Genomic DNA, 26,627 nt, shown 5'->3' on the forward strand with positions numbered 1-26,627 from the left:
ATGACCCAGATCGTAGTTCTCCCACACGCCGCGCTGTGCCCCGAAGGTGCGGTCATTGACGCAGAACCGGGCACCACCATCTGCGATGCCCTGCTCGCCAACGATATTGAAATCGAGCACGCCTGCGAAAAATCCTGTGCCTGCACCACCTGCCATGTACTGGTGCGTGAAGGGCTCTCCAGCCTGAATGAAGCCGATGAGCTGGAGGAAGACCAGCTCGACAAAGCCTGGGGACTAGAAGCCTGCTCGCGCTTATCCTGTCAGGCCGTCGTGGCCGACACTGATCTGGTGGTCGAGTTGCCGAAATACACCATCAACCATGCGCGTGAGCACCACTAAACAGGTATACGCAGCAAGACATTGATAATACTTGGTTATAGCTAGATACCCACTGGAGACGAGTCATGAAATGGACAGACAGCCGCGATATCGCCATCGAATTGGCCGAGAAATTTCCGGAGATCGACCCCAAAACCGTGCGTTTTACCGATCTGATGCAGTGGGTGCTCGAACTTGATGGCTTCAGCGATGACCCTAAACATTGCGGCGAGAAAATCCTCGAGGCCATTCAGCTGGCATGGATGGACGAAGCTGAGTAATTGCCCTTAAACTGCTGCAACTATCCATTAGCAACTGATAATGCAGCAGAAAAGGTGATTCATGGCTTCGCCGCGCATCGCATCCTCCCCGGATCCATCCAGCATCTCTGCACTGGCGCGGCTGCTCGGCCTGCGCAAGCTGCTGGGACAGATGCTCGACAACCCTCACGGCTTTGGCGAAACACTCCCGCAGCTGATCCGTCAATGCGTTTACAGCATTCAGGAAGCCTGCCGCGAAAATCCCGATCTGGCCATTGCCAGTATTCTGCTGTGTCAGGAGGGGGACTACCCGAGCCGTCACGCCTGCAATGTGGCGGTGCTGGTGGAGCAGGTGCTAAAGGCATTGGGCTGGCGTGATGACGAGCGGATGCCCATCGTTGCCGCCGCGCTGACGATGAATATCGCCATGCATCAATTGCAGAAAGATCTGGCGCAGCAAAGCACACCACTTAGCGAGGCGCAGCGCCAGTTGATCCAGCTGCACCCTGCCAACGGTCGTGATCTGCTGCGCGAACTGGGTGTCGCCGATGCGGCCTGGCTGGAGTGCGTGCTGCAACACCATGAAGCTCCGGATGGCTCGGGGTATCCACAGCAGCTCAGTGGTGATGAACTGCTCTTCGAAGCCCGTCTCATCGGACTTGCGGATCGTTATTGTGCAATGCTGTCCAAGAATGCCTGGCGACGCGGTCAGCAGACTGATGTCGCTCTGCTGTCGGCTTTGGGCAGCTCCCTGCAGTCGGTAGATGGCAAGCTGGGGCGGATATTTTCCCAGACGCTGGGTCCCTATCCGCCAGGCGCACTGGTGCGACTGGTAAACGGCGAAATCTGCATGGTTCAAAGTGCCGGACGCACTCTGGAAACCCCCTTGCTGATCCAGCTGTTCACCGCCGAAGGAAGTGCAGCAAGCACGCTGCGCCTGCGGGACAGCTACGAGCTGGAATTCAGCATCCAGGAAGTAATCGACCTGCAGGGAGCCCCCGGACCGATCAGTCTGACGCGGGTCTGGGGTCCTGATGCCCACTTGCCCACAGCGACCAGTACGGAAAGCGCCCCAGCCTGAGCTTCGCGGCTTACCAGAGCGTATCCTGCCCGGCGCCGGCCTGACGTTTCTCGCGCATCTGCTGGTGCATGGCGCGTCGCTCTGCTTGCGTCACCACGCCGTTATGATCGGCATCGGCGCGATCAAACATCTGTTCGGCATGTTTGAGGGCCTCGGCACGCGTCAGATCGCCCTTTGGCATCATCTTGCCCTGCCCGCGCGGCCCGCTCGCCATATGTTTGCCCGCACGCGGGCATTGTTCGCGCATACTGTCTCGCCAGGTCTGGCGCTCGGCCTGAGTCACCACCCCGTTATGATCCTTGTCCATCAAGTCAAAATGTTCGCCAGCCCGTTTCAGTGCATCCGCGCGACTGACATCACCCTGCATCTGTTTTTGCGGACAGGCAGGCGTCGCGGCGGGCGCGGCAGCCAAGGCGGAGAGGGAAACACTGGCAGCTATCGCTGCGATGATCAGCTTGTTCATGGTCTTGCTCCTGGAATATGAAAATGTATCCAGCCGGCCGGCATGAGCGATTAACGCGGCATGCTGCTACCCCGTTGACAGCACTTGCGCTATGCTCGCCGCCTTTGTGACTTTTCACGGAGTAAACTCATGAGCAACTTTGCCGAGAATCTCGCCAGCCTGCCAGCTATCGATCACCTGGATGCACTGGAACTGTTGCACGGCGATACCGTTCAGGCCCGCATGGAAAACAAGCAAGGCCAGGCCGGCAGTTTGCGGGTCTACCACGCGCTGTATCAGGAATTCGGTTGCATCAATGCAGTAGCTGCCGACAAGGGCTTGCGTCTGTATGCGGAGCACACCGAGGATGCGCGAGCCAACCCGGGCAAGCACCCGAACATTGATCGCCTGTTCGCCGTGGATGCTGCACAACCTTTTGCGGTACGCCTGATCGCAAAATAGCAAGATGCGACAAACCGGCGCCGCCCGGACACGCCATGCTGAATGCATGTTCGTTCCTGAAGGGAAATCATGACTGCACCCGGCTTTTTTGTGGATGTCGTGCTGCCGGCCTGCGTCAGCACGGCCCTCGGTGGTTTTTTCCTGATGCTGATCCTGTCGCGCCTGCTGTATGACTATGTGGAGCGGAATTACTGCACCCTGTTCGAGCGCACACAGAGCCAGACCTGGTGGGTCGATCAGGACCAGGCAATGGCCTTTGTCGGTGATATATGGGCATTGACCCGCAGCGGACGCTACCGTCGCATCGACTCCACCGCCATCCGCCTGCTGTTCGGCATCAATGCCATCATCGGAGCACTCACCATCAGCGCCCTGGCTGTACTGGCACTTGGATTTCTCGGTGTTATCTGATGCGGCATACCTAGCCGGCCATCACGCCACAGCCGATATCAATTGCCCGATTAGCCACCATACCCATCAAAAAGCCGCGCAATGCGCGGCATTTTGATGCCCCAGCCAATGCCGGGAAATACTAAGCTACTCGCCCTGTGGTAGTGGCGGGCGCGGCGGCAGAAAGAGCGCGGCGATCTGCTTCTGCGGGCGCTTGGGAAGCGGGGGCAGATTGCTCGGGAATACCACACCGGCCAGTGGATCAGCATCACGTTCGCGGCGCGGCGCACGTTCGGGTACGCCCTCTCGGCGCTGGCCATCACGCTCGCGACTACTGCCGCGCTCACCGCGTGCGCCCCGCTCTCCACGCTCTTCGCGGCGGGGGGAATACAGTGGCTCGGTACCCGGCGAGAAGCCCGGCACCGGAATCAACGCCAGCTCTTTCTTGATCAGTTTCTTGATCTGGTCGAAGGCCTTTTCTTCTTCCGGAGCGACCAGCGAAATCGCCACACCGGTTGCGCCGGCACGACCGGTACGGCCAATACGGTGCACGTAGTCTTCCGGGTTGTTCGGCAACTCGAAATTCACCACGAAAGGCAGATCGGAAATGTCCAGTCCACGCGCGGCCACATCGGTCGCCACCAGCACTTTGACTCGGCCTTCCTTGAAACCGGCCAGTGTTTCCATGCGTGCACGCTGGTCGCGATCGCCGTGAATAGCCTCAACGGCAAAGCCGTCGCGCTTGAGATCACGTGAAAGCTGGTCAGCATTCTGCTTGGTGCGGGTAAAGACGATCACCTGCGCCATGTCGTGCAGGCGGATCAGATGGGCCAGCAGCGCCCGCTTGCGGCCGGTTTCGACCGGATGCAATTCCTGCTTCACCGATTCATTGGTGGAGTTCTGGCGCTCGACCTGCACGAGCTGCGGCGACTTCATGAAGTCATCGGCAAGCTTCTTGATTTCCGGGGCGAAGGTCGCCGAGAACAGCAGGGTCTGTTTGCGAGCCCTGCACAGATTGAAAATGCGGCGGATATCGAGAATAAAGCCCATGTCCAGCATGCGGTCAGCTTCATCCAGCACCAGAATCTCGACTTGCGAGAGATTCACGGTTTTCTGTTCGATGTGGTCGAGCAGTCGCCCCGGTGTTGCGACAAGAATCTCAACACCGCTGCGCAGCGCCGGAATCTGCCCCTTGATGTCGACACCGCCATAAACCACGTGATTGCGCAGATTGCTGTACTTGGCGTACTGGGTGACGCTGTCATGCACCTGATCAGCCAGCTCGCGGGTCGGCGTGAGCACCAGCGCACGGATCGGGTGCTTGGCCGGTGAAACACTGGTGCTGGCGTGGCGCAGCAATCGCTGCAGGATGGGCAGGGTAAACGCGGCTGTTTTGCCGGTGCCGGTCTGGGCAGCTCCGAGCACGTCCTGCCCTGCCAGCACCACGGGAATGGCTGCAGCCTGGATCGGTGTCGGATTCTCGTATCCCTGTTCGCTCACGGCCTTGAGCAGTTCCGGCGCCAGGCCGAGCGCTGCGAATGTCATCCTGCGGTCACTCCAGTGTGCAAAAAATAAGCACTTGATTTTACACGAAGCGCCCTCCCCTGCCTACCTTACAATATGGGGCGCCACGACACAGAAAGCCATAGCCTCGGCAAGGAATAGCCTCTACACTGACGGCCATTCAACCTAAGGAGAGCGCCATGTTCGACCAGGCTCGCACCACGCTGACCACGATACGCGATCTGCACCGTTTTGCGGTCAGCCGCTTCCAGGCCGCCGAACTGTTCTACGGCCACGGCACCGACAATGCCTGGGATGAGGCGGCCTATCTGATTCTGGCCACCCTGAAGCTGCCGCTGGATCGCCTTGAAGCCGTATATGACGCCAAACTGCTCCCCGGAGAGCTGGATCAGGTGCTGACGACCCTGCAGACTCGCGCCGAAACGCGCAAACCTGCCGCATATCTGACCAACGAAGCCTTCTTGGGCGAATACCGCTTCTATGTTGACGAACGCACCATTGTGCCGCGCTCCTTCATTGCCGAAATCATGGCCGCTGGCGGACTTGATCCCTGGATCGAGCATCCGGAACTGATCCACCGCGCACTGGACCTTTGCACCGGCTCGGGCTGCCTGGCGATCCTGCTGGCCGACTACTTCCCCGATGCCCAGATTGATGCTGTCGACCTCAGCCCGGACGCACTGGATGTGGCGGAAATCAACGTCGCCGACTACCACTTTGGCGAGCGCATCGATCTGCTCGACGGCGATCTGTTCGAGCCGCTGGAAGGTGAAAAGTACGACCTGATCATCTCGAACCCACCTTACGTCGATGCCCACAGCATGGACGAACTGCCCGACGAATACCGTCACGAGCCAGAGATGGCACTTGGTAGCGGCGAAGATGGGCTGGATATCACCCGCCGCATTATCGAGTCGGCGACCACCTACCTCAATCCGCTCGGCGTGCTGGTGGTTGAAATTGGTCACAACCGTGATGTCCTGGAAGCCCACTATCCCGAACTGCCGTTCGTGTGGCTGGACACCGAGTCAGGTGATGGCTTCGTGTTCCTGTTGACGCGTGAAATGCTCGAAGAGGCAGGCTACTGAGCCCCACCTCCCCCATGAAAAAAGGCCCATTCGGGCCTTTTTTCATGGGCAAATACATTCAGAACAGACCCGGCAAACGCGTATCCGAGCTCATCAGAGCCAGCTCCAACGGCGTATGCCCGTCGGCATTGACCAAGGTGCGCTCGGCACCATAACTCAGCAGCAATTCGACCATGCGCGACTGCTTGGCCAGCACCGCCAAGTGCAAGGGGGCATTCTGTCTGACATCCTGAACATTCAAAGCAGCCCCCGCCTCCAGCAACTGCACAACCGAGCGCATCTTGCCTGACTGAACCGCATGATGAAGTGGAGTTTGCCCCTCCTTGTCTACCGTATTGATGTCAGCCCCTGCAGCCAGCAGCAATTCGATCGAATCGGCACTACCTGCCTGTGCGGCCAGATGCAAAGGGCTACGCCCAGCGGCATCCTTGCTTCCCACCTGCCCGCCCAGACGCAGAATCGATTCGACGCAATGTGCATGGCCATACCCACAGGCACCATGCAGCACGGTCTGTTCATTTGGCCCGGCGATGTTGTTGATACCAAGCCCGGCATCAAGATGCTTGCGGATTGCTTCGATATCACCACGCTGACCGGCTTCGAGCAGGGTCTCCGGCAGCATGGCCACTTCATTGCTGCGCTTCTCCCCCTGCAGCATCTCGGCGGTTTCCCAGACATCATCAAAATGCGACAGCCTGCCAGCAGCCTGCTGCTTCATCGCTTCTGTCATATGCGAGCGGATCCAGTCATTCAGATGAAAGAGATCCTTGGCGGCGTCTTCGGGAAAGCCCTCGCGTCCCCCGCGCTGATCGAAAATCAGGCCATTGAGGTACACCAGTACATCCGGCGTGCCCCACAAGGAGACAAGACGTTCGATAATGCGCGGATATTTTTCGCCCAGTGCATGCGGATACTGAGCCTCATCACCGCCCAGCAAGTGCAGAAGATTGTCGTTCATGGTCCCGCGTCACCCTTGATTGAGGATGATTCAGTCTAGAACGCTGCAAGTACAGTGCAAGACTGAGTTGACACCGTTCAGACTGAAACTGCGCTACTTCCTCTGCCCCTGACGGGCAGGATCCTGCGGCAGTTCAAGCCTCAGGAATTCATTCTCGGCGGCGTGTTGCAACTTCTCTTGCAACAGCGTATCGAGCGGATCGACAATCCACTGCCTTTCCCCCAGCTGCCGTACCGGCAGAAGACCAAAAAGGCTATTGCTTAGCCAGATCTGCCGCGCCGCCAGCAGCGTCTGCACCGGAATTTCCTGCTCTTGCACCGTATAACCCTGCGCGGCAAACAGTTCCAGCGCGATCGCCCGCATGACGCCCGCCACACCACTACTGCGCAGTAACGGGGTGAGTACCCGCCCCTGCTGATCCAACAGCAGTATATTGCTCAACACGCCTTCGACGACGAATCCATCGCGATCCAGCAAGAGTCCGTCGAAAATGGCCGGATCCTGCCACTCTCGCCGTGCCAGCACATTTTCCAGCCGATTGAGATGCTTGACGCCGGCCAGTGCCGGCTGCCAGCTGGCGCGAGTCGCGCACAGCCGAACCGCTACGCCCTGACTGTAGTATTCCGCTGGATAAGCCGGCAATCCGGTGGCCTGGACAATCCGGTTAGCTTGGCAGCCCTCCGGGATCGCGTAACCCCGCGCGGACTCCCCCCGGGTGATGATGATCTTGATCGTGGCCGAATCGACACCCAACTGGCGGATATCCTCGAGCAGCAGCGCCTCTGCCGGACAAGACAGCCCGAGCACGGCACAGTCAGCCGCCAGCTTGGCGTAGTGCCGCGACCAGAAGGGCATTACTCCGTGCTCCAGTCGCAACGTACGGAATACACCGTCACCGAACTGCAGCCCCCGGTCTGCCAGCGGCAACATTTCGGAGGGCTGACCATTGAGCAATTTCATTCCAGCACCCCCAATGCACGTAGGAGCCCTCGAGCCTTGTGGCGCGTTTCCTGCAGCTCCCGCTGCGCATCCGAATATGCCACGATTCCGGCTCCAGCCCGGAAATACAAGGTGTCACCACGCATCATGAAGGTACGGATCAGGATGTTCAGATCGAGCGAACCATCGCGGTTGATGTAGCCCAGACTGCCGGTGTAGGCCGCGCGCGGTCGGTCTTCCAGCTCGCGGATGATCTGCATGCAGCGCACCTTGGGACAGCCAGTGATCGTGCCACCGGGAAATAGCGCCCGCAACACATCCGCGGCCGACATACCCTCACGGATATGTGCCCGGATATTCGATTCGATATGGTGTACAAACGCATACGTCTCAACGGCCATCAACTCATCGACATGCACACTCCCGGGAACGGCGATCCGCCCGAGATCATTGCGCTCCAGATCGACGATCATGATGTGTTCGGCCCGTTCTTTGGGTGTATCAATCAGTTGCTGCTTCAGGCGGGCATCTTCCTGCGGATCGGTCGAGCGCGGATGGGTACCGGCAATTGGCCGGGTTTCGACCACTCCGTCTCGCAAGCGCACCAGCCGCTCGGGAGAGGAGCTGACAATCTGACAATCGCCGAGTCGCAGCAATGCCGAGAAGGGCGCGGGATTTGCCTGGCGCAACGCCGCGAACAAGTCATCGGCACTACCCTGCGCCAACGTCACATTCCAGCCACGCGACAGATTGACCTGGAAGACATCACCCTCGTAAATGTACTGCTTGCAGCGCTCTACCCCGGCCAGGAAGGCCGCTTCGTCATCTTCACGAATGGCAGCCAGCTGCAGCGGATTGGGTTGCCATTCCCCGGCCACAAGCAGGGACTCCAGTTGTTCAAGCAGCTGTGGCGTTTCGGCAAGCAGCGTCACCGCCTTGCTGGAACGATCGCAGACAATTGCCGCCGGACAACGGATTAGGGCCGCCAGCGGGTATTCATCGGCTTCCCGCTGCGGCACGCTGGGTTCGAAGCTTTCCAGCAGCTCGTACCCTGCATACACCAGCCAGCCGCCATGAAATGGCAAAGTGCTGCCCAGCGACTTACAGCGTGGCAAGGCAGCCAGATCGCTGACGAACGCCGCACCTTCACCACTGCGGTAGACCCGCGATTCCTGTGGCAGCGCAAACAGGATATCCCAGCCTGTTTCACGAGCGGATTGCAGCAAGCCCGGAAAGGCAGCAGGATGCCTGGCCGCCAACGCGGCCAGATCAAGCCCCGCAGGTCCGGGGAGGGTATGAATCATGGTAGACATGGCGCGCATTCTAGCTTGAAATCCACAGCAACAACCCAAGATCGCACCCTATTGCCACTGAGGAATTTCCCATGCCCACGCGTTTTCTCGCAGCCCTGCTCTTCACCGTCTGCAGCACCATGGCGCTGGCCGCTGAAGTGCAGACCGTGCCAGCCGTCGACCTGGGCCGCTATCTAGGCAAATGGTATGAAATCGCCGCGTTCCCGATGCGCTTTCAGGCGCAATGCACTGCGGACACGACTGCCGAATACAGCATGCGCGAGGATGGGCTGGTGCGGGTCATCAATCGCTGCCGTACGGCCAGCGGCGACATTGACAGCGCGGAAGGCCGCGCCAAGGTCGTCGCCGGGAGTAATAACAGTAAATTGCGCGTGACGTTCTTCTGGCCTTTCTACGGCGACTACTGGGTGATCGGGCTGGATCCGGAGTATCGTTGGGCGGTTGTCGGCCACCCCAGCCGGGACTATCTGTGGCTGCTTAGCCGCACCCCGCAACTCGAACAACCGTTGCTAGACGCGGCACTGACATCCGCCATCGGACAAGGTTATTCACTGGAGCGGCTGCGCTACACGGCACATGGCCAGCAACAGTAGGGGTATAAGCCTGTAGTGGTTATGAATGCCGAGCTGCATCCCTATACCCACCACAGTTACTCACTCAATCCTGATCCAGCGTATCTGCAGTAGCCACCAGCGCGGCAAGAGCCCGCTCGAAGAGCGGCTCGGTTTCCAGCAGGCGCAGGCGGCCGCTGCGATGCAGTCGGCGGAACGCGGCGGCAGCAAGCATGCTGGGCTCATCGCGGTCAGCCAGCTTGAGCAGCAATTGCGATTCGCCCGCATTGAGCCAGCACAGCGTTGCCGGCACCATGCTGCCGGTAAGGTTGATTTCGATTCGCAGCCCGGCCTGCAGCCGCGCCAGCAAAGCGGCCGATTCCGCCTCGGCCAGTGTCGCATCACCTTCGGGCTCCGCCTCATCCTGCCCAAGCGGCAAGTCGATCTTGCTGAACTCGGCATTGATCTCGTGCATCGCCTCCTGCAGCAACGCCGGATTGACCTCATCAAGCCTGACCAGATTGCTGCTATCGACTTCCGCCGCACTCTGGCCGATAAAATCGGTAAAGTGCGCCCGCAATGCCTCGATGGTCGGCACCTGCGCCGTGCTGCTGGAAATCCGCAGAGCATGGCGGTGTGCATCAACCAGCCAGCCCTGGAACGTCTGCCGCTGCGTTGCGCTCCATGGGGTGAATTGCAGCCCTTCACTCAAGGTGCCCAGTAGCGTCGGAATCAGTGCCAGCAAGGCCTGCCGCTGGATACGCTCGGTCTTGGGTGCAATACTCCAGAGCACCTCGGGAACCAGCATGCGAAAGCGCAAGGCCTGCACCGCATCGGCACGCTCGGCACGCTCGATGGCATAAGGCCAAGTCGTGACCAGAAAATCGCGCAACTGCGCATCCAGCGTAAAGTCGGCGAGCGCATCGGCCGTCTGCGCACTGATGCGTGCATAGCGCAGTGTTCGGCTCTCGGCACTTTCCATCGCCTTGGCCGCCAGCTCGACGCGCTCGTCAGCTGCCCGCAGCTCCCGGGCAATGAAGGCATCCAGCTCATCAAGCATCCGCGCAAACAGCGTCAGATCGTCCTCTTCGCCAGAGAGAAGTGCTTCAATAATGCGACGAATTTCAGCGGTAACCCGCTCAGCACCGGGATCCAACTGCTGCAACCCCTGGGCGATCGAACCGATGCGGTTGACCAGCAGTCGAGCCGGATGATGCTTCTGGGAGAACAGCGCCGGGTTCTGTAGCGCAGATTTGAGCACCAGCAGCTGCAAGCGCCCCAACTGGGCACGGATTTCCGCCGGAACCTGGGTATCGCGCAGGATAAACTCGAACAGCATCCCGACGATGTCGATGATCATCTGCTCATTCAGGTCACTGGTCGCCTCGGTCAGTTGCGGGCGCATTTCCAGAATGAGGTTGCGTACTTCGCCTGACTCGTTCAGCGGTGCACTGACTGCAAGCTGGGTGCGCTGCTGCAACTGTTCAATGGAGCTGGTCAGCGATGCACTGGCTGGCATTCCGACCCGCTCGCCCAGCATCTGGCCGGAGAAGAACTGCCGCACGGCCTGCCCGATCCCCTGCACACTGCCAAGCCAGCCGCCCAGCAAGCCAGCAGATCCCGCATCCGTGGCATACCCGGCCACAGGATGGCCGGACGGCGCGGCAGAAAGCGCTTGTTGAGGCTGCCCACTGGCACTGGCTCGCACCAAGGTGAGAAAGCGGTTAAAACGCTGCCCTTCCACCGCCGGCAAGGGCAGCGGGCTATCCCCGCCAAGCTCTGGCAAGGTGTGGTCATATGCGGCGGCCTGTTCAGCCTCTCCTGCCGATGGTTCGGCAAACCCGCCTGGCGCAGCGGGCATTCGTCCAGGCAATTGCCGCACCCGCAACTGCAGCTGTGCAGCGATGCCTCGCTCAGCCAGCAAGCGGTTCAGCGCCTCATAAATCGTCGCCACTTGCGGCATCAGCTCGGTAGCCAGCACCGACGTCAATACATCCTGCTGTGGAGGCGTGAGACCGATTTGCTCAATGGCCAGGCTGAGGCTGCGCGTGAGCAGATACGGGCGGAATGGGTTTTCCCGCTCATTGATGTTGTCCTGATCGAACAGCACCGCCATGCGGATATTCAGATCGCGCAACTGCTCTTCAGCGCTGTTGCGCATCCGCGTCGTGATGTCATCGATGTGCAATTCACCATCAAAGACCGAGACATCAACCAGTGACAGCGTCTGCTGGGTAAACGCTTCGGAAAAGGAGGGTCTGAATGTGCTGTATGCCGTCTGATAACTGCGATTGAGCAGGCGCTCCATGGATGATGCAATCGCTTCACGGACGGCTGCTTCATTCGCCATCAGCGCAGCACGGATATCGAGCAGCTCGCGCTGCTCGACCAGATTGCTCGCCAGCGATGCCCGGTTGAACAGATTTTCTGCCGCCTTGTTGGTCAGGCCGGCCGTTGCGGCATTGAACGCGCGCAAAAATGTCGTCCGGGTTGCAGTCAGCAGTTCGTTTCGATCCATGGTAACTCGTAATTGGTCATGTGAGCGGCATCGGGCCGGACGTGATTATAGTAAGGATCAGGGAATCACTGTATAGCCGTACAGCGCAGAAGTCAGCCGCCTGGCTGCATAGATGCACCGCCAGCACCGGCATGGTGTTCCACTTGCAGCATAGCTGCTGCGGGAGCCTACGACACACTTACAATGCACCATATGGATGGCCGAACCATGCCATGCAAGGAAGCCAAGAAAAAAGCCACCCTTCGGGTGGCTTTTTTCGGGAGCTCCGTGCTCAGACGCGTTTGAAAACCAGCGTGCCGTTGGTACCACCAAAACCGAAGGAATTGGAGATCGCCACGTCGATCTTCATGTCGCGTGCGGTGTTGGCGCAATAATCCAGATCGCAGCCAGCATCGATGTCCTGCTCGACCAAGTTGATGGTCGGCGGTGACACCTGATTGTGGATGGCCAGGATCGAGTAGATCGCCTCGACGCCGCCCGCGCCACCCAGCAGGTGACCGGTCATCGACTTGGTCGAGTTCACCACCAGCTTCTTGGCATGATCGCCAAACGCCAGCTTCAGCGCATTGGTCTCGTTGGCGTCACCCAGCGGGGTCGAGGTACCGTGCGCATTCACGTACTGCACATCATCCGGATTCACACCTGCATCACGCAGCGCATTGGCTACGCCACGCGCCGGGCCTTCGGCGTTCGGCGCGGTGATGTGGTGCGCATCCGAGCTCATGCCGAAACCGATCAGTTCGGCGTAAATCTTGGCACCACGCTTCTTGGCGTGTTCGTATTCTTCCAGGACCAGCACACCAGCGCCTTCCCCCATCACGAAACCATCACGCCCCTTGTCCCACGGACGCGAAGCACTAGCCGGATCGTCATTGCGGGTAGACAGTGCCTTCATGGCAGCAAAGCCGCCCACGCCCAGACGCGAAATGGCCCCCTCGGCTCCGCCGGCCACCATCACGTCGGCATCGCCGTACTGAATGATGCGCGCAGCATCGCCAATGGCGTGAGCGCCGGTCGTGCAGGCAGAAACAATACCGTAGCTGGGGCCCTGGTAGCCCTTGAGGATGGTCACATGACCGGCGATCAGATTAATCAGCGAGCCTGGAATAAAGAACGGGCCGATCTTGCGCGGGCCACCTTCCATCAGGTCAACACCCGTATTTTCGATCAGCGGCAAGCCACCGATACCGGAGCCGATGTTCACGCCCACGCGGGTCTTGTCGAGGCCGGCGACATCGTCCAGCCCGGAATCAGCAACCGCCTGCAGAGCGGCTGCAATGCCGAAATGGATAAAGAGATCCATGCGGCGGGCATCTTTCGGACTGATGTACTGACTGATATCGAAATCGCGGACTTCACCGGCAATCTGGCACGCCAGATCGCTGGCATCGAAGCGGGTAATACGGCCAATACCGGACTTGCCGGCCAGCAGGTTGGCCCAGCCGGTGGCAACGTCGTTGCCGACCGGGGACACATGACCCAGACCGGTAACTACTACTCTGCGTTTGGACACGGTGGAATTCTCCAGAACTAGACCGGCACTATCGTGCCGGGCGCGCTTCGCTGACGGAGCGCCAATGCAATAAGACCCCTGCGCCAGCCGGTTCAGGGCCAGGGCAGAGGTCTGGGAACGAAACTGCTTACTTCAGGTTAGCAGTAACGTAGTCAACAGCTTGCTGAACGGTAGTGATCTTTTCAGCTTCTTCGTCCGGGATTTCGCACTCGAATTCTTCTTCGAGGGCCATCACCAGTTCAACGGTGTCAAGGGAGTCGGCGCCGAGGTCGTTCACAAAGGACGACTCGATCTTGACGTCGGTTTCCGGTACGCCAAGTTGTTCGGCTACGATTTTCTTAACGCGTTGTTCGATGTTTTCCATGGATTTGTTTCCCAAGCTTCCTAGCTGTGTGGATGAAAAAACGACCGCATTCTACCAAAAAAACCGCGCGCGTGTAGCAGCACGTATTTGCATTCGGTCAAATGGGCGCAGTCTAACGTACGACTGGCGGCTTGCAAACCGTCGCCAGACGTTCGTCGCATTTAGTTCATGAACATACCGCCATTCACGTGAATGGTGTTGCCGGTAATGTACGAGGCACGATCGCTGGCGAGGAAGCCAACGGCATCGGCGATTTCTTTGGGCTCGCCCAGACGACCCAGAGCGATGTTCTCCAGCAACTTGGCTTTCTGTTCTTCCGGCAGAACCTTGGTCATGTCGGTATCAATAAAACCTGGCGCCACCGCATTCACGGTTACACCGCGGCTACCGATTTCCTTCGCGAGCGACTTGGTAAAGCCGAACAGCGCGGCCTTGGCCGCGGAATAGTTGGTCTGGCCGGCATTACCGGTTGCGCCTACTACAGAAGCGATATTGATGATGCGCCCCCAGCGCGCCTTCATCATGCCGCGCATGACCGCCTTGCTGAGTTGATACACCGGCTTCAGATTGGTATCCATGATGGCATCCCATTCTTCATCCTTCATGCGCATCAGCAGATTGTCACGGGTAATGCCGGCGTTGTTCACCAGAATGGCGACCGGACCATACTCCTTCTCGATCGCGCTGATGATGGCTTCGCAGGCACCTGCTTCGGTCACATTCAGCCGCATGCCCGCACCCTGGGCACCGGCAGCCTTCAGATAAGCGGTAATGGCATCTGCGCCAGTGTCACTGGTTGCGGTGCCGATTACGGTTGCCCCCTGGCTGGCCAGTTCCAGCGCGATGGCTTGACCGATGCCACGGGACGCGCCGGTAACCAGCGCGATCTTGCCTGCAAGACTCATCGAAAATCCCCTTCGTGTGTGCACCCATCCATGCGGGAGCAGCATATAGATCGTAACGTATATAGCCAGAGGCAAGCACTTAAGCTGGCCTCAGCCCCATACCCTTAGATTACAGCCTTCAGCTCGTCAAACGAGGCCAGCCCGGTCAGCGCCACATGCTGCGCCTCGGCGGCCAGACGCTTGTTCAACCCAACCAGCACCTTGCCCGGACCACATTCGGCAATCACCGATACACCATCGGCAGCCATCTTCTGCACGGTGTCGACCCAGCGCACCGGCTGATACAGCTGCCGCGTCAAGGCATCGCGAATCTGGGCCGGATCGGTGTAGGCGGCGACATCAGCGTTGTGAATCACCGGGAAAGTCGGAGCTGAAACGGCAATGCCGGCCAGCGCGGCAGCAAGCTTCTCGGCGGCTGGCTTCATCAGCGCGCAGTGCGATGGTACCGATACCGGCAGCGGCAGCGCGCGCTTGGCCCCCTTGTCTTTACAAAGACCCATGGCACGCTCGACCGCCGCCTTGTTACCGGCAATCACGACCTGTCCCTGCGAATTGAAATTGACCGCCTCGACCACTTCCCCCTGCGCAGCCTCTGAGCAAGCAGCAATAATATCGGCATCGGCCAGCCCAAGAATCGCCGCCATGGCACCAACACCTTCCGGTACCGCAGCCTGCATCGCTTCGGCGCGCAGGCGTACCAGACGCACTGCATCAGCGAAGGCGATCGAGCCGGCACAGGCCAGCGCGGTGTATTCACCGAGCGAATGGCCTGCAGCTACCACCGGCAGCGCTCCACCCCGCGCAGTCCATGCACGGAACACAGCCACGCCGGCTGTCAACATTAATGGCTGGGTGTTGACGGTGGCATTGATCACCGCCGCATCAGCATCCGGTTGGCACATGGCCCACAGATCCTGCCCCAGAACCGCACTGGCTTCTTCGAAGGTCTGACGCACGCTGGCATCATCGGCAAAACCGGCCATCATGCCCAGGGATTGCGAACCTTGCCCCGGAAAAACAAACGCAAGCGACATTTTCTGCTCCTAGCTGCAAAACGGGCAAAGCTCGCCCATTGCATGATCAAATCAGTTAATCAGAAACGGGCCAGCACCGAACCCCAGGCAAACCCGCCACCAATGCCTTCCATCAGAATGGTTTGTCCGCGCTGGATGCGGCCGCTTTTCACCCCGGCATCCAGCGCCAAAGGAATCGACGCAGCCGAAGTATTGCCATGCTCGCCAACAGTCACGATGACCTTCTCCATCGACAGATGCAGGTGCTTGGCAGTGGACTCGATGATGCGGATATTGGCCTGATGCGGCACCAGCCAGTCAATGGCTTCCTTGGCCAGACCGGCTTTGGCAAGCGTTTCCTCGGCAACGGCTGAAAGCGCCTTTACGGCAAACTTGAACACAGCACTGCCATCCATATGGATATAAGCTTCACCGTCAATGGCGTTGGCAACCGCACGCCCCGGCGTTTTCAGGATACCGTTATAGCGCCCGTCGGCATGCAGGTGGGTAGCCAGAATGCCAGTTTCGGCATCGGCTTTCAGCACCACTGCCCCGGCACCATCGCCAAACAGTACGCAGGTATTGCGGTCGTCCCAGTTGACGATATTCGAGAGCTTTTCTGCGCCGACAACGACGGCACACTTTGACGCGCCGCTCTTGATGAACTGGTCCGCAGTGGTCAGCGCATAGACAAAGCCTGCACACACCGCTTGCATATCAAATGCGGGAAAACCATGTACACCCAGCTTTTCCTGCAGGATGCACGCAGTCGACGGAAAAATGCTGTCCGGCGTGGTGGTCGCCACGATCAGCAAATCAACGTCTTCGGCAGTGACGCCGGCACTGGCCAGCGCAGCTTCGACCGCCTTGAGGGCCATGTCCGATGTCATTTCTTCCGGAGCTGCAATATGGCGCTGATGAATACCGGTTCGCGCGACAATCCATTCATCGCTGGTATCGACCCGCTGCGCCAGATCATGATTGCTCAGCACCTTGGCCGGCAGATAGCTGCCGGTACCGGCAATGCGTGAAAACATAAGCACTCCTTGGTGAATTCGTCAGGCCTGCACGGCGTCAGCCGGCGCAGCACTGAGATCGGCCAGCTGCTGCTGCACCTGATCGGTAATTCGCTGGATCACACCAGCACGCGCCTCTTCCAGCGCCTGCTTGAGCGCCCAGTAAAAAGCCAGCTCATCAGCACCGCCATGACTCTTGATCACAATGCCGCGCAAGCCCAGCAGCGATGCGCCATTATAGCGCCGGGGATCGACACGCTTCTTGAAGCGCCCGAGTACAGGCAAAGCAACGAGCCCGATCAGCTTGGTGAGCAGGCTACGGTTAAACTCTTCCTTGATGAAATCGGACATCATCTTGGCCAGGCCTTCCGATGCCTTCAGTGCGATATTGCCGGGGAAACCATCGCAGGCAACCACATCGACATTGCCACTATACAGATCATCGCCCTCGACATTGCCGATGAAGTTCAGGTGCGTGCGGCGCAGCAGCTCAGCCGCCCCCTTCACCTGCTCGTTACCCTTCATTTCTTCTTCACCGACATTGAGCAGACCGACACGCGGGCTGGGTACATGCTGTACGGCCGAATAGAGCGCCGACCCCATGATGGCGAAGTGCACCAGTTGCTCGGAGGTGGCATCCACATTGGCCCCCAGATCAAGCACACAGGTCTCCCCACCCTTCCGAGTTGGCAGCATCTTGGCGATTGCCGGACGATCCACGCCGGGAATGGTCTTGAGCACGAAGCGGGCAGTGGCCATCAGTGCACCGGTATTGCCGGCCGACACACAGGCACTGGCTTCGCCGGTTTTGACAAGATTGATCGCCACACGCATCGACGAATCTTTTTTGTTCTTCATCGCCGATTGCGGCGATTCATCCATGGTGACGATTTCGCTGGCCGGATGCAGGCGCAGGCGCGGGCCGGTTTCGGCCTTGCGCGCCTTCAGCTCGGCCGTGATCGCATCGGGCAAGCCGACGAGAACAACGTCCACATCGGCATGCTCGCGCAGGAAGCGCAGCACGGCGGGGATGGTGACATGCGTACCATGGTCACCGCCCATGGCATCTACGGCAATGGTAATTTCCATCAGGCTTTCCAGAATGACGAACGGCGCAAACAGGAAATCCTGCTTGCGCCGTTAGCGTAACCCTTTGCTTGCGCAAGGATTATTGAATTACTCGCCCTTGGCCTTAACGACACGGCGGCCCTTGTAGAAGCCATCCGGGCTAACGTGGTGCGGACGATGCACGGTGCCGCGCTCGTCAACCGCGATCGCCGGAGCGGTCAGAAAATCGTGAGCGCGATGCATGCCACGCTTGGACGGGGACTTTTTGTTCTGTTGAACGGCCATGATTACTACTCCTTGAAAACCAGTTTTTCAGTTTCAGTTATTCCGCTTTCCTGGTTTTCAACTGAGCCAGGACAGCAAACGGATTCGGTTTTTCCGCCACGATGGTGACATCGCCTTCGGCGCACACCTCATGACGCGGCGCATACGGCAGCGCCAGCAATACTTCTTCTTCCACCAGAGCCAGCACATCCAGCTCCGGATCAATGACCATACCTTCGAGGTCTTCGTCGGCGGCTTCCGCCTCATCAATGGCGGACTCGTCGGCAAATAGCGTCAGCACGGTTTCGCACTTGACCGGCAGGCGCATCGGCTTCAGACAGCGCTGACAGGCGAGCTGCAGCTCGCCAGACACGGCCAGATACAGCCAGGGACGCTCCAGCTTGTCGACCCCACCTTCCAGCTCCCAGTCAAGCTGCGCAACCGGATCGAGCACCAGCTCGGCCAGGCGGGACAGCTCCGCAACCGCAACCTGCCCGGACATCCGCGCACGGGAAACCGCGAATTCTGCGCTATCAATCACCGACATGGCAAGCCTGGGTCACCGAGAAACCGCGCATGATACAATGCCCGCCGTTGAGCTGTCAAAAGCTTCCGTAACCCCGGAGCACCGATTATATGTCGCAAAAACAAGCCACTCTGCCACTGGTACTGGCCTCGACCTCACCCTACCGTCGCGAATTACTGCAACGACTGGCCTACCCGTTCGAGGTCGCCAGCCCCGAAGTGGACGAAACACCACAGGCCGGAGAGAGTGCACACGCCACCAGCCTGCGGCTGGCGATTGCCAAGGCTCAGGCATTGCAATCCCGTTTCCCCGCCCACTTGCTGATCGGCTCGGACCAGGTCGCGCTGCTGAACGGGGTACAACTAGGCAAACCGGGCACGCATGAGCGTGCCGTGGCACAACTGCAGCAGATGCGCGGACGCAGCATTGAATTCCATACCGCACTGGCGCTGTACAACAGCCAGAGTGGCACCACCCAGACGCATGTCGACATCACCCGGGTAACGATGCGCCAGTACAGCGACGACACCATCGAACGTTACCTGCGCCACGAACAACCCTACAACTGTGCCGGCAGCGCGAAAACGGAAGGCCTGGGCGTCATCCTGATCGAGCGCATCGACAACAGCGACCCGACAGCGATCATTGGCCTGCCGATGATCGCCCTCACCGCGATGCTACTCGAAGAAGGAGTGCAACTGGTATGAGCGGCACCCTCTATCTGATCCCGACCCCGCTGGGTGGCGACACGTTGAGCGACATCCTGCCTGCGGATGTGATCGCCATTGCACAAGAGCTCACGCATTTCATTGTCGAGGCCCCGAAAACGGCGCGCGCCCATCTCAAGCTCTTTGGTACTCCGCACGAATTGCGCAGCCTGTGGATGCAGGAGTTGAACGAGCACAGCAAGGACAGCGAACTCGCCAACCTGCTGGAGCCACTACTGGCTGGCCACGATGTCGGCCTGATGAGTGAGGCTGGCTGCCCCGGCGTGGCCGATCCCGGCGCCAATCTGGTGCGACTCGCGCATCGGCAAGGCATCCGTGTGCAACCACTGGTAGGACCCTCCTCGATTCTGCTGGCGCTGATGGGCTCCGGCGCCAACGGCCAGAAATTCCGCTTCAACGGCTACCTGCCCACCAGCGACACCGAACGGATCGCGGCGATCCGCGCACTGGAAACCAGTTCGCACAAGGAAAAGCAGGCCGAACTGTTTATCGAAACTCCTTATCGCAATAAGGCACTCTTCGAGGCGCTGCTGGCGACCGCGCGCCCCGGCACGCTACTGACGGTGGCCTGCAATCTCAGCCTGCCGGATCAATACCTGCAAAGCCATCGCATCAGCGACTGGCAGCGCCAGCCTGCACCGGATCTGCACAAGAAACCGACCGTATTCGTGCTGTTTGCCTGACCCATACCCGCCCCCCCATCGACACCCAGACCTCAAAATGAAATAAACAGGAGCTCATACCCAGGAAGCCACGGGCAAAATGACACCCCATCCGGCTCGGCGGCTGGCGAAAGCAGCAGGCTCACCGATAATGAGCTGAACGATGCAGCATGGCAGAGCTCGGATGGATGCCCCCGCAACAGTCTCCGCACAGGAATTGGACAGTCTGCGCCAGCGGGTGCGCGAAGGTGATCCGCAGGTACGTCCCTTGCTCAAACAAGCCCTGCGTCGAGCCCAGGCCCGCGACGATCTCGACTGCGCCATGCCGCTGGCCGAGCTCGCCGCCCGCGCCGCCTGGGGGGTGCTCGACTATCGGCAGCTGCAGCATTACGCCAGACTGCTAGGCCGACTGGCCCTACGCGGCGACAGTCTCGATTACCGCTTACTGTCACTACAGATCCAGGCACGTGCTGCGCAGGAACAGCAGCGCCATCAGCTCACCCTGCGCCTGTGGTTCACCGTGATGACACTGGCTGAACAACAGGAACGCCCAGCCGCGCTCTGTGACGCCTGCCTTGGACTGAGCAATCTGCTGCTGCAGGAACAGCAGCCCACCCTGGCACTGGAAGCAATTGCGTTCGCCCATCACACCGCCTGCGATTACGGATTGGCACGCCTGCGCTTTCGCTGCGCCCTCTTCATGCTCAGCCAACTGGTTGACAGCAGCCCGCGCAGTGAACTGCAAGGCTGGCTTGATGAACTCGAAGCAGCAGACCAGCACACCATGGATCACCACTGGCTGGTCGATCTCGCCAATTTGCAGGCGCGTCTGGCCAACCGGGAAAAGGATTACCGCACAGCCCAGCTGCGCGCCAGCAAGGCCGAGCATCTGGCTCGCCGCAGCCATTATCAGTGGGGGCTGCAACAGGCGCTGCAGAACCGCGCCGAAATCGCGGCGGGCCAGCAGCAATGGTCCGAAGCGATAGCACTACTGCAGCAAAGCACCTATGACCCGGTTCCCCGTGCGCTGCCCGCCGCACAGCAATGGCAACTGGCGCAGTGGCTCGAAGCCTCCGGCCAGGCACAGCCCGCTCTGGCAGTCTATCAACAATGGCATGCCCTGCGGGTGCAGGCACTGGCCGGCAGCGCAAGAAGCAAGACTCTGCCTTGCGGCCTGCGCCGGCAACTGGCACTGCAACTCGACAATATTCGCTTGCGACTAGCCAACCATCGCCTCACACAGCGCCTCGCGCAGCTGGAGAGCACGCATGCCTCTGGCTGAATTGCTGGCATTGCTCGATCACGATCCGCACTGCACCCGACAGCAGGCGCTGGCACTCGCTCGCCAGAGCGGCTGGAGCAGCACTGCGGGACTGCAGGCGCGCGTTCTGGCAGCCCGTGCGCTCGGGCGCTTCGATTACCCTGCGGCAATCCGGGAAATCAACGGCATGTTGGGTCCCTTGCGGCGCAGCAAACTGATCCGCGACTGGCTGGAGCTGCGCGATGAGGCCGGGGGGCACTGCATGGTCACGGGCGAACTGGAACAAGCCATCCAGCACTGGTCGGCCTGCCTGGAGCTTGCCCTCGAACAGCATGAGGCCGATTACGCGGCTCGGGCTCTCACAGGCCTGGGCAAAAGCTTCTGGGTGCTGCAGGATCATGCCAGCGCACGTCATTATCACAATCGGGCGGTCGAATTTGCCCTGCCCTTGCTGAACCGCGACATCCTCTGTGCCGCCTATCTCTGCCTGACAGTCGATCTGCTGGCACTGGGCGATCTGGACACGGCCAACTGCACGCTGGCCCTGCTCGCCCGCCCGATCAGCCTGTGCCGCAACCGGCACTGGCAAGCCGAGTACTGGCTGTACCGCGCCACCGTCAGCGCCCAGGACGATGCCGCACAGAGCAACCAGCAACTGGATCAGGCAGAGCTCATCGCGCGTGAGCTGGGATTTGGCTGGGTGCTGAGCCAGGTGGCCTGGCAACGTTTCTGCAATGCACGGGACAATGTCTCCGCCGAACTTCATTTTGCCGAGGCCATCCGCAGCGCCGAGGCCATCAACTCGGCCACCCTGCTCGAGCGCTACACCCTCAAAGCCAGTGAAGACGCGGCAGCTCGCGGCGACTATCCGGCCGCCCTGCAGCACTACAAGGCGTTCCTGCACCATTTTGCGCACAACCATGCCCTGCAGAAGCTCCCCAGGTTATCCACGGCCGCACGGCGACGGCTACTGCAACTGGAAGACCGGATCAATCTGGCCCTGCAAGAGCAGGAATACCACAACCTGCGACTGACCATCACCCGGCAGGGCAACGAAATCCTCAATCTTGCGCAGGCAGCCAGTACCGACCCGCTCACCGGGCTGCATAATCGCCGCCACCTGGAAAAGCACTTCAGCGAACTGCGCGAGCATCCGAGGCTACCGTGCTCGATTCTGATTCTCGATGCCGACCACTTCAAGCAGATCAATGACCGCTTCGGCCATGATCTGGGCGATGTCGTGCTGACCCGACTGGCGGAACTGCTGCGCAGCACCTGCCGTAATCACGAGCTGATCGCACGTTATGGCGGCGAAGAGTTTGTCCTGTTACTGCCCGATACCGGTGGCTCTGCTGCCCAGCAAGTAGCCGAACGCTTGCGCATGGCGATCGAGCAGTACGCCTGGACGGAATTGCAAAGCACCCTTCACGTCACGGCCAGCTTCGGCGGCGCCTGCTGTGAAGCCCCTCCTTTCGACGGCCCTGCCCTGCTGCGGCTAGCCGACCAGGCGCTCTACCGTGCCAAGCAACAGGGGCGCAACCGGGTCGAATGGGCGTTTGCGCCCACTCAGCGCCCATAAGGGATTTCCGTAGTCCCATTGCATTGACTACATCCACTTGATATAAATCAAATCCAGATGCTGATTACGGTTTAGCATGCACTAACAGTCAAAGAGCGGAGCAGATTCCGCCTTCGGGTATCGAGAGTCACAACACAACGGAGTCGAACATGACCAGCGTTCTGGTAGTCGGCAGCATCAACATGGATCTGGTGGTAACCGCCAGCCAGTTCCCCCGTCCGGGCGAAACCCTTTGCGGCTCGCATTTCGCCACGTTTCCCGGTGGCAAGGGCGCCAACCAGGCTGTCGCGGCAGCCCGGCTCGGTGCCAGCGTCACCATGCTGGGCTGCGTCGGGGACGACAGCTTCGGCCAAAACCTGCTGGCGGGACTGCAGGCAGAAAACATTGATACGCAATGGATTTCCCGCATCCCTGGCACGCCTACCGGGGTAGCCAGTATCACTGTTTGCGAGGCGGAAAATGCCATTACGGTCATTCCCGGCGCCAACCATGCACTGAGCGTGGAACACATTGCACAGGCCGATGCCGCCTTTGCGGCGACCGACGTTGTGCTGGCACAACTGGAAACTCCGCTACCCACAATTCTGGCCGCGGCGCAGCGGGCCCGGCTGCACGGCAAACCTTTCATACTGAACCCGGCACCTGCGGTAGTGCTGCCGCAGGAACTACTTGATCTGGTCTCCCTGCTGACTCCCAACCAGCACGAGCTAGCCACCGCACTGGATGTCTCGGGGGATGACTGGCGAGCCCAGCTTGCCAGTCTGCCCGGACGGGTTGTCATGACATTGGGCAAGGAGGGTGCCGCCTATATCACCCCGACTGGCCAGATCATCGAGCAGGCTGGTTTCACGGTTCGCGCCATTGACACCACGGGCGCCGGGGACACCTTCAACGGCGCACTAGCAGCGTTCTGGCGACAAGGCCCAGCGGCAGCCCTGCGCCTGGCCTGCGCCGCAGGCGCGCTCTCGGTCACCCGTGCCGGTGCACAGAGCGGCATGCCAACACTGGCAGAACTGACCCGTTTTCTGGAGCAGCAAGCATGAAAAAACATGGCATTCTCAACCGTGACATCGCTCGTGTTCTTGCCGGCATGGGGCACACCGACAGCATCGTGATTGCCGACTGCGGCCTGCCCATTCCGGCAGGTGTCGAATGCATCGATCTGTCCGTCACACTCGGCAGCCCGGACTTCTTCAGCGTGCTTGACGCGGTCCTCGCGGATTTCCAGTGCGAACAAGCACTCTTCGCCAGCGAATCGCGCGAGCACAACCCGGCCGTCGTGCACAGCGCCGAGGGGCTGGCAGCCAGCGGCTGCGCAGTCCGCATGGTTCCACACGAAGAATTCAAGGCTGCTTGCCGTCAAGCCCGCGCGATTATCCGTACAGGCGAAGCCAGCCCATACGCCAATGTCGTGCTGTATTCCGGCGTGATTTTCTGAAGCGGAGACCATCATGCAGATCCGCATGCACGACATCAGCAAGGCCTTCGGCCCGGTGCGCGTACTCGAAGGGGTGGCATTCACGCTCAGTGGCGGTGAAATTCATGCCCTGATGGGTGAAAACGGCGCCGGAAAATCAACCCTGATGAAAATTCTCTGCGGCGTTCACCAGGCCGATGCCGGTGAAATCGGCATCGACGGGCAAAAGGTACAGATCCGCTCCACCCGGGATGCCGAACGGCTTGGCATCGCCATCATCCATCAGGAGCTGAATCTGATCCCGCAGCTGACGGTCATGGAGAATATGTTTCTTGGCCGGGAGCCGCGCCGCTACGGGGTGATCGACAGGGCAAAGATGAAACGCGACTGCCTGGAATACCTGGCCCTGCTCGGCGCAGGGCAGATCGATCCGCAGACCGAAGCCGGCCTGTTGTCGATCGGCCAGCAACAGATGGTGGAAATTGCCAAGGCACTCTCGCTCAACGCTCAGGTGCTGATCATGGACGAGCCCACCGCCGCCCTCACCGACCGTGAAATCGAGCTGTTGTTCAAAATCATGCACGACCTGAAAGCGCGCGGTGTCGGCATCGTCTATGTGTCGCACCGCATGGAGGAAATTTTCCAGATCTGCGACAAGATTTCCGTGCTGCGCGACGGCCAGTTTGTCGGTGAGCGCAATATTCCCGAAACCAATTTCGATGAAATTGTCGCGATGATGGTTGGCCGGGAAATTGGCGAGCGCTTCCCTGGGCGCACGGTGGCACAAGGAGCCGTCCGTCTGCGCGTGGAGGGGCTGGCCGATGAGGGACAGATCAGCGGCATCGATTTTGCCGTACACGCCGGAGAAGTGCTCGGTATCGCCGGGCTTATGGGAGCGGGTCGCAGTGAGATCCTTAAAACCCTGTTTGGCATCAACCGCAAATCAGCGGGCTTAGTGGAGCTCGAAGGCATACCGCTGAACATACGTAAACCCCAGGACGCCATCAGTGCCGGGATCGGTTTTGTCACCGAAGACCGCAAGAGCCAGGGGCTAGTGCTGGGGATGTCGGTGCGGGAGAACATCACACTGACGAATCTGCACGGTTATGCAAACAGTGGCGTCATCAACGGCGGCAGTGAAACGCAGGCTGTGAACGAGCAGATCGCCAGGCTGAAGATTCGCACCCGCGATGCGGAGCTGGAGGTGAAATCACTATCCGGTGGCAACCAGCAGAAGGTGGTCTTCGCCAAATGGCTGGAAATCAAGCCGAAGGTATTGCTGCTGGACGAGCCTACCCGCGGGGTTGACGTGGGCGGCAAGGCCGAGATCTACCACATCATCAATGAACTTGCCGCTCAGGGCGTCGCCATCGTGATGGTGTCGTCGGAGCTGCCGGAAGTCCTTGCCATGAGCGACCGCATCCTCGTGATGCATCAGGGCCGCCAGGCCGGCATTTTCAATGCCAGAACCGCTACCCAGGAATCCATCATGGCCGCTGCGGCCGGAGGTCAGTAATCATGACTCAAGAACAGAAAGCCCTGCTGCAGAAGCTGGGGCCCTTTATCGCCCTGCTGGTCGTTTGTGCCGGGCTGTCCATCGCCAGCCCGGATTTCCTCACGATGGGCAACCTGCTCAACGTGATGCGCCAGGTATCGATCAATGCACTGATTGCCTTTGGTATGACGCTGGTGATTTTGCTGGGGGGGATCGATCTGTCCGTCGGCTCGATTCTCGCGCTCTCGTCCGTGCTGACCGCCAAGCTGATCAGCGCGCTGGGGCTGGATCCGGCACTGGCAACGATGATCGGCATTCTGGCCGGGGCGCTGATGGGCGCCGCCAACGGTGTCGTGATTGCCAAGGGCAAGGTGGCCCCCTTCATTGCGACGCTGGGCACGATGACCATCCTGCGCGGACTCTCGCTGGTCTTTTCCGAAGGCCGCCCGGTGACGGGGCTCAACAGTGACTTCTTCAGCATGCTCGGTGGCGGCTATGTGGCCAACCTGATCCCGGTTCCAGTGATCTGGATGCTGCTGCTGTTCGTCGTGTTCTGGTTTGTACTGAAGAAAACCGTCTTCGGCCGCCACGTGTATGCCGTGGGGGGCAACGAAGAAGCTTCGCGCCTGTCGGGCCTCTCGGTCGACAGTGTGAAGATCTGGGTCTACACGATATCCGGGGCTATGAGTGCCATGGCCGGGATCATCCTGACCTCGCGCCTGAATTCGGCCCAGCCGACCGCGGGCACCGGCTACGAGCTAGATGCGATCGCCGCGGTCGTGCTGGGCGGCACCAGCCTCACCGGCGGGCGGGGCTGGATCTTCGGCACGCTGGTCGGCGCACTGCTTATCGGCGTACTGAACAATGGCCTGAATCTGCTGGGCGTCTCCAGCTTCTACCAGCAGGTCATCAAGGGCGTCGTCATCCTGCTGGCAGTGCTGATCGATCGCGGAGGCAAGAAATAAGGACCCA

Annotated in this window: 29 protein-coding genes; 15 read left to right on the forward strand and 14 right to left on the reverse strand. The window is 60.0% G+C overall.

Translation table 11 applies throughout. The features are described 5' to 3' along the window. The 3 genes from fdx (at position 1) to INR99_RS12995 (ending at position 1,659) form a co-directional block, all read left to right on the forward strand. Positions 1 to 339: an ISC system 2Fe-2S type ferredoxin gene (fdx, locus tag INR99_RS12985; RefSeq protein WP_194116781.1), complete on the forward strand. Its 339-nt coding sequence runs from the start codon at positions 1 to 3 to the stop codon at positions 337 to 339. Between the two features lie 65 nt (positions 340 to 404). After that, positions 405 to 599, forward strand: a complete 195-nt coding sequence (iscX, locus tag INR99_RS12990; RefSeq protein ID WP_194116782.1) for a Fe-S cluster assembly protein IscX — start codon at positions 405 to 407, stop codon at positions 597 to 599. Positions 600 to 660: 61 nt separating this feature from the next. Next, on the forward strand, positions 661 to 1,659 hold the full coding sequence (locus tag INR99_RS12995) for an HD-GYP domain-containing protein (RefSeq protein ID WP_194116783.1): 999 nt from the start codon (positions 661 to 663) through the stop codon (positions 1,657 to 1,659). Positions 1,660 to 1,669: 10 nt separating this feature from the next. Here the strand turns inward: INR99_RS12995 and INR99_RS13000 are convergent, their stop codons facing one another. Next, positions 1,670 to 2,122 carry an EF-hand domain-containing protein gene (locus INR99_RS13000; RefSeq protein ID WP_194116784.1) on the reverse strand — a complete coding sequence of 151 codons (453 nt, stop codon included), beginning with the start codon at positions 2,120 to 2,122 and terminating at the stop codon, positions 1,670 to 1,672. Positions 2,123 to 2,251: 129 nt separating this feature from the next. Between INR99_RS13000 and INR99_RS13005 the strand changes: the two genes are divergently transcribed. Both INR99_RS13005 and INR99_RS13010 read left to right on the forward strand, forming a co-directional pair. After that, positions 2,252 to 2,563 (forward strand): DUF2322 family protein, encoded by a 312-nt coding sequence (locus tag INR99_RS13005; protein ID WP_194116785.1) that lies wholly within the window; start codon positions 2,252 to 2,254, stop codon positions 2,561 to 2,563. 69 nt (positions 2,564 to 2,632) lie between these two features. Further along, entirely contained in the window at positions 2,633 to 2,974 is a 342-nt protein-coding gene (locus INR99_RS13010) for a hypothetical protein (RefSeq protein WP_194116786.1), read from the forward strand. 126 nt (positions 2,975 to 3,100) lie between these two features. Here INR99_RS13010 and INR99_RS13015 read toward each other — a convergent pair whose 3' ends face one another. Beyond that, positions 3,101 to 4,498: a DEAD/DEAH box helicase gene (locus INR99_RS13015; protein ID WP_194116787.1), complete on the reverse strand. Its 1,398-nt coding sequence runs from the start codon at positions 4,496 to 4,498 to the stop codon at positions 3,101 to 3,103. Between the two features lie 158 nt (positions 4,499 to 4,656). On the opposite strand from INR99_RS13015, the gene prmB reads away from it, so the two are divergent. Then, a complete protein-coding gene (gene prmB / locus INR99_RS13020; protein WP_194116788.1) occupies positions 4,657 to 5,565 on the forward strand; it encodes a 50S ribosomal protein L3 N(5)-glutamine methyltransferase in 909 nt (302 codons plus the stop codon). A gap of 58 nt (positions 5,566 to 5,623) precedes the next feature. Here the strand turns inward: prmB and INR99_RS13025 are convergent, their stop codons facing one another. The 3 genes from INR99_RS13025 to INR99_RS13035 all read right to left on the reverse strand — a co-directional run bounded on the left by INR99_RS13025 (position 5,624) and on the right by INR99_RS13035 (position 8,775). Then, positions 5,624 to 6,523 (reverse strand): ankyrin repeat domain-containing protein, encoded by a 900-nt coding sequence (locus INR99_RS13025; protein ID WP_194116789.1) that lies wholly within the window; start codon positions 6,521 to 6,523, stop codon positions 5,624 to 5,626. Between the two features lie 93 nt (positions 6,524 to 6,616). Then, the gene (pabC, locus tag INR99_RS13030; RefSeq protein WP_194116790.1) at positions 6,617 to 7,483 is read right to left on the reverse strand and encodes an aminodeoxychorismate lyase; all 867 of its coding nucleotides are present in this window, start codon (positions 7,481 to 7,483) and stop codon (positions 6,617 to 6,619) included. Further along, the gene (locus INR99_RS13035) at positions 7,480 to 8,775 is read right to left on the reverse strand and encodes an aminodeoxychorismate synthase component I (RefSeq protein ID WP_308431495.1); all 1,296 of its coding nucleotides are present in this window, start codon (positions 8,773 to 8,775) and stop codon (positions 7,480 to 7,482) included. The genes pabC and INR99_RS13035 overlap by 4 nt, the downstream gene beginning before the upstream one ends. Positions 8,776 to 8,846: 71 nt before the next feature. On the opposite strand from INR99_RS13035, the gene INR99_RS13040 reads away from it, so the two are divergent. After that, positions 8,847 to 9,368 carry a lipocalin family protein gene (locus INR99_RS13040; protein WP_194116791.1) on the forward strand — a complete coding sequence of 174 codons (522 nt, stop codon included), beginning with the start codon at positions 8,847 to 8,849 and terminating at the stop codon, positions 9,366 to 9,368. Between the two features lie 64 nt (positions 9,369 to 9,432). Here INR99_RS13040 and INR99_RS13045 read toward each other — a convergent pair whose 3' ends face one another. The 9 genes from INR99_RS13045 to INR99_RS13085 all read right to left on the reverse strand — a co-directional run bounded on the left by INR99_RS13045 (position 9,433) and on the right by INR99_RS13085 (position 18,534). Continuing rightward, positions 9,433 to 11,844: a DUF1631 family protein gene (locus INR99_RS13045; protein ID WP_194116792.1), complete on the reverse strand. Its 2,412-nt coding sequence runs from the start codon at positions 11,842 to 11,844 to the stop codon at positions 9,433 to 9,435. Positions 11,845 to 12,115: 271 nt separating this feature from the next. Then, positions 12,116 to 13,357 (reverse strand): beta-ketoacyl-ACP synthase II, encoded by a 1,242-nt coding sequence (gene fabF / locus INR99_RS13050; protein WP_194116793.1) that lies wholly within the window; start codon positions 13,355 to 13,357, stop codon positions 12,116 to 12,118. Between the two features lie 127 nt (positions 13,358 to 13,484). Beyond that, the gene (acpP, locus tag INR99_RS13055) at positions 13,485 to 13,721 is read right to left on the reverse strand and encodes an acyl carrier protein (protein WP_194116794.1); all 237 of its coding nucleotides are present in this window, start codon (positions 13,719 to 13,721) and stop codon (positions 13,485 to 13,487) included. Between the two features lie 161 nt (positions 13,722 to 13,882). After that, positions 13,883 to 14,626, reverse strand: coding sequence for a 3-oxoacyl-ACP reductase FabG (gene fabG, locus INR99_RS13060; RefSeq protein ID WP_194116795.1), 744 nt, complete (start codon positions 14,624 to 14,626; stop codon positions 13,883 to 13,885). Between the two features lie 104 nt (positions 14,627 to 14,730). After that, entirely contained in the window at positions 14,731 to 15,660 is a 930-nt protein-coding gene (gene fabD, locus INR99_RS13065; protein WP_194116796.1) for an ACP S-malonyltransferase, read from the reverse strand. Positions 15,661 to 15,719: 59 nt separating this feature from the next. After that, positions 15,720 to 16,676 (reverse strand): beta-ketoacyl-ACP synthase III, encoded by a 957-nt coding sequence (locus INR99_RS13070; protein WP_194116797.1) that lies wholly within the window; start codon positions 16,674 to 16,676, stop codon positions 15,720 to 15,722. A 21-nt stretch (positions 16,677 to 16,697) separates the two neighbouring features. Then, positions 16,698 to 17,744, reverse strand: coding sequence for a phosphate acyltransferase PlsX (gene plsX / locus INR99_RS13075; RefSeq protein WP_194116798.1), 1,047 nt, complete (start codon positions 17,742 to 17,744; stop codon positions 16,698 to 16,700). 87 nt (positions 17,745 to 17,831) lie between these two features. After that, complete coding sequence (gene rpmF, locus INR99_RS13080) at positions 17,832 to 18,008, reverse strand: 50S ribosomal protein L32 (protein ID WP_028454261.1); 177 nt, start codon at positions 18,006 to 18,008, stop codon at positions 17,832 to 17,834. Between the two features lie 37 nt (positions 18,009 to 18,045). Next, positions 18,046 to 18,534, reverse strand: a complete 489-nt coding sequence (locus INR99_RS13085; protein WP_194116799.1) for a YceD family protein — start codon at positions 18,532 to 18,534, stop codon at positions 18,046 to 18,048. An 89-nt stretch (positions 18,535 to 18,623) separates the two neighbouring features. Between INR99_RS13085 and INR99_RS13090 the strand changes: the two genes are divergently transcribed. The 8 genes from INR99_RS13090 to INR99_RS13125 all read left to right on the forward strand — a co-directional run bounded on the left by INR99_RS13090 (position 18,624) and on the right by INR99_RS13125 (position 26,620). Next, a complete protein-coding gene (locus INR99_RS13090) occupies positions 18,624 to 19,220 on the forward strand; it encodes a Maf family nucleotide pyrophosphatase (RefSeq protein WP_308431496.1) in 597 nt (198 codons plus the stop codon). After that, the gene (locus tag INR99_RS13095) at positions 19,217 to 19,924 is read left to right on the forward strand and encodes an SAM-dependent methyltransferase (RefSeq protein ID WP_194116800.1); all 708 of its coding nucleotides are present in this window, start codon (positions 19,217 to 19,219) and stop codon (positions 19,922 to 19,924) included. The genes INR99_RS13090 and INR99_RS13095 overlap by 4 nt, the downstream gene beginning before the upstream one ends. A gap of 163 nt (positions 19,925 to 20,087) precedes the next feature. Then, positions 20,088 to 21,185 carry a hypothetical protein gene (locus INR99_RS13100; RefSeq protein WP_194116801.1) on the forward strand — a complete coding sequence of 366 codons (1,098 nt, stop codon included), beginning with the start codon at positions 20,088 to 20,090 and terminating at the stop codon, positions 21,183 to 21,185. Continuing rightward, a complete protein-coding gene (locus INR99_RS13105) occupies positions 21,172 to 22,743 on the forward strand; it encodes a GGDEF domain-containing protein (RefSeq protein ID WP_194116802.1) in 1,572 nt (523 codons plus the stop codon). The genes INR99_RS13100 and INR99_RS13105 overlap by 14 nt, the downstream gene beginning before the upstream one ends. A 149-nt stretch (positions 22,744 to 22,892) precedes the next feature. Then, the gene (rbsK, locus tag INR99_RS13110; protein ID WP_194116803.1) at positions 22,893 to 23,786 is read left to right on the forward strand and encodes a ribokinase; all 894 of its coding nucleotides are present in this window, start codon (positions 22,893 to 22,895) and stop codon (positions 23,784 to 23,786) included. Next, entirely contained in the window at positions 23,783 to 24,181 is a 399-nt protein-coding gene (gene rbsD, locus INR99_RS13115) for a D-ribose pyranase (protein ID WP_194116804.1), read from the forward strand. The genes rbsK and rbsD overlap by 4 nt, the downstream gene beginning before the upstream one ends. A gap of 13 nt (positions 24,182 to 24,194) precedes the next feature. After that, positions 24,195 to 25,676: a sugar ABC transporter ATP-binding protein gene (locus INR99_RS13120; RefSeq protein ID WP_194116805.1), complete on the forward strand. Its 1,482-nt coding sequence runs from the start codon at positions 24,195 to 24,197 to the stop codon at positions 25,674 to 25,676. 2 nt (positions 25,677 to 25,678) lie between these two features. Next, a complete protein-coding gene (locus tag INR99_RS13125; RefSeq protein ID WP_194116806.1) occupies positions 25,679 to 26,620 on the forward strand; it encodes an ABC transporter permease in 942 nt (313 codons plus the stop codon). Positions 26,621 to 26,627 lie beyond the last annotated feature (7 nt).

Source organism: Chitinilyticum piscinae (assembly GCF_015223195.1).
GTDB lineage: Bacteria > Pseudomonadota > Gammaproteobacteria > Burkholderiales > Chitinibacteraceae > Chitinilyticum > Chitinilyticum piscinae.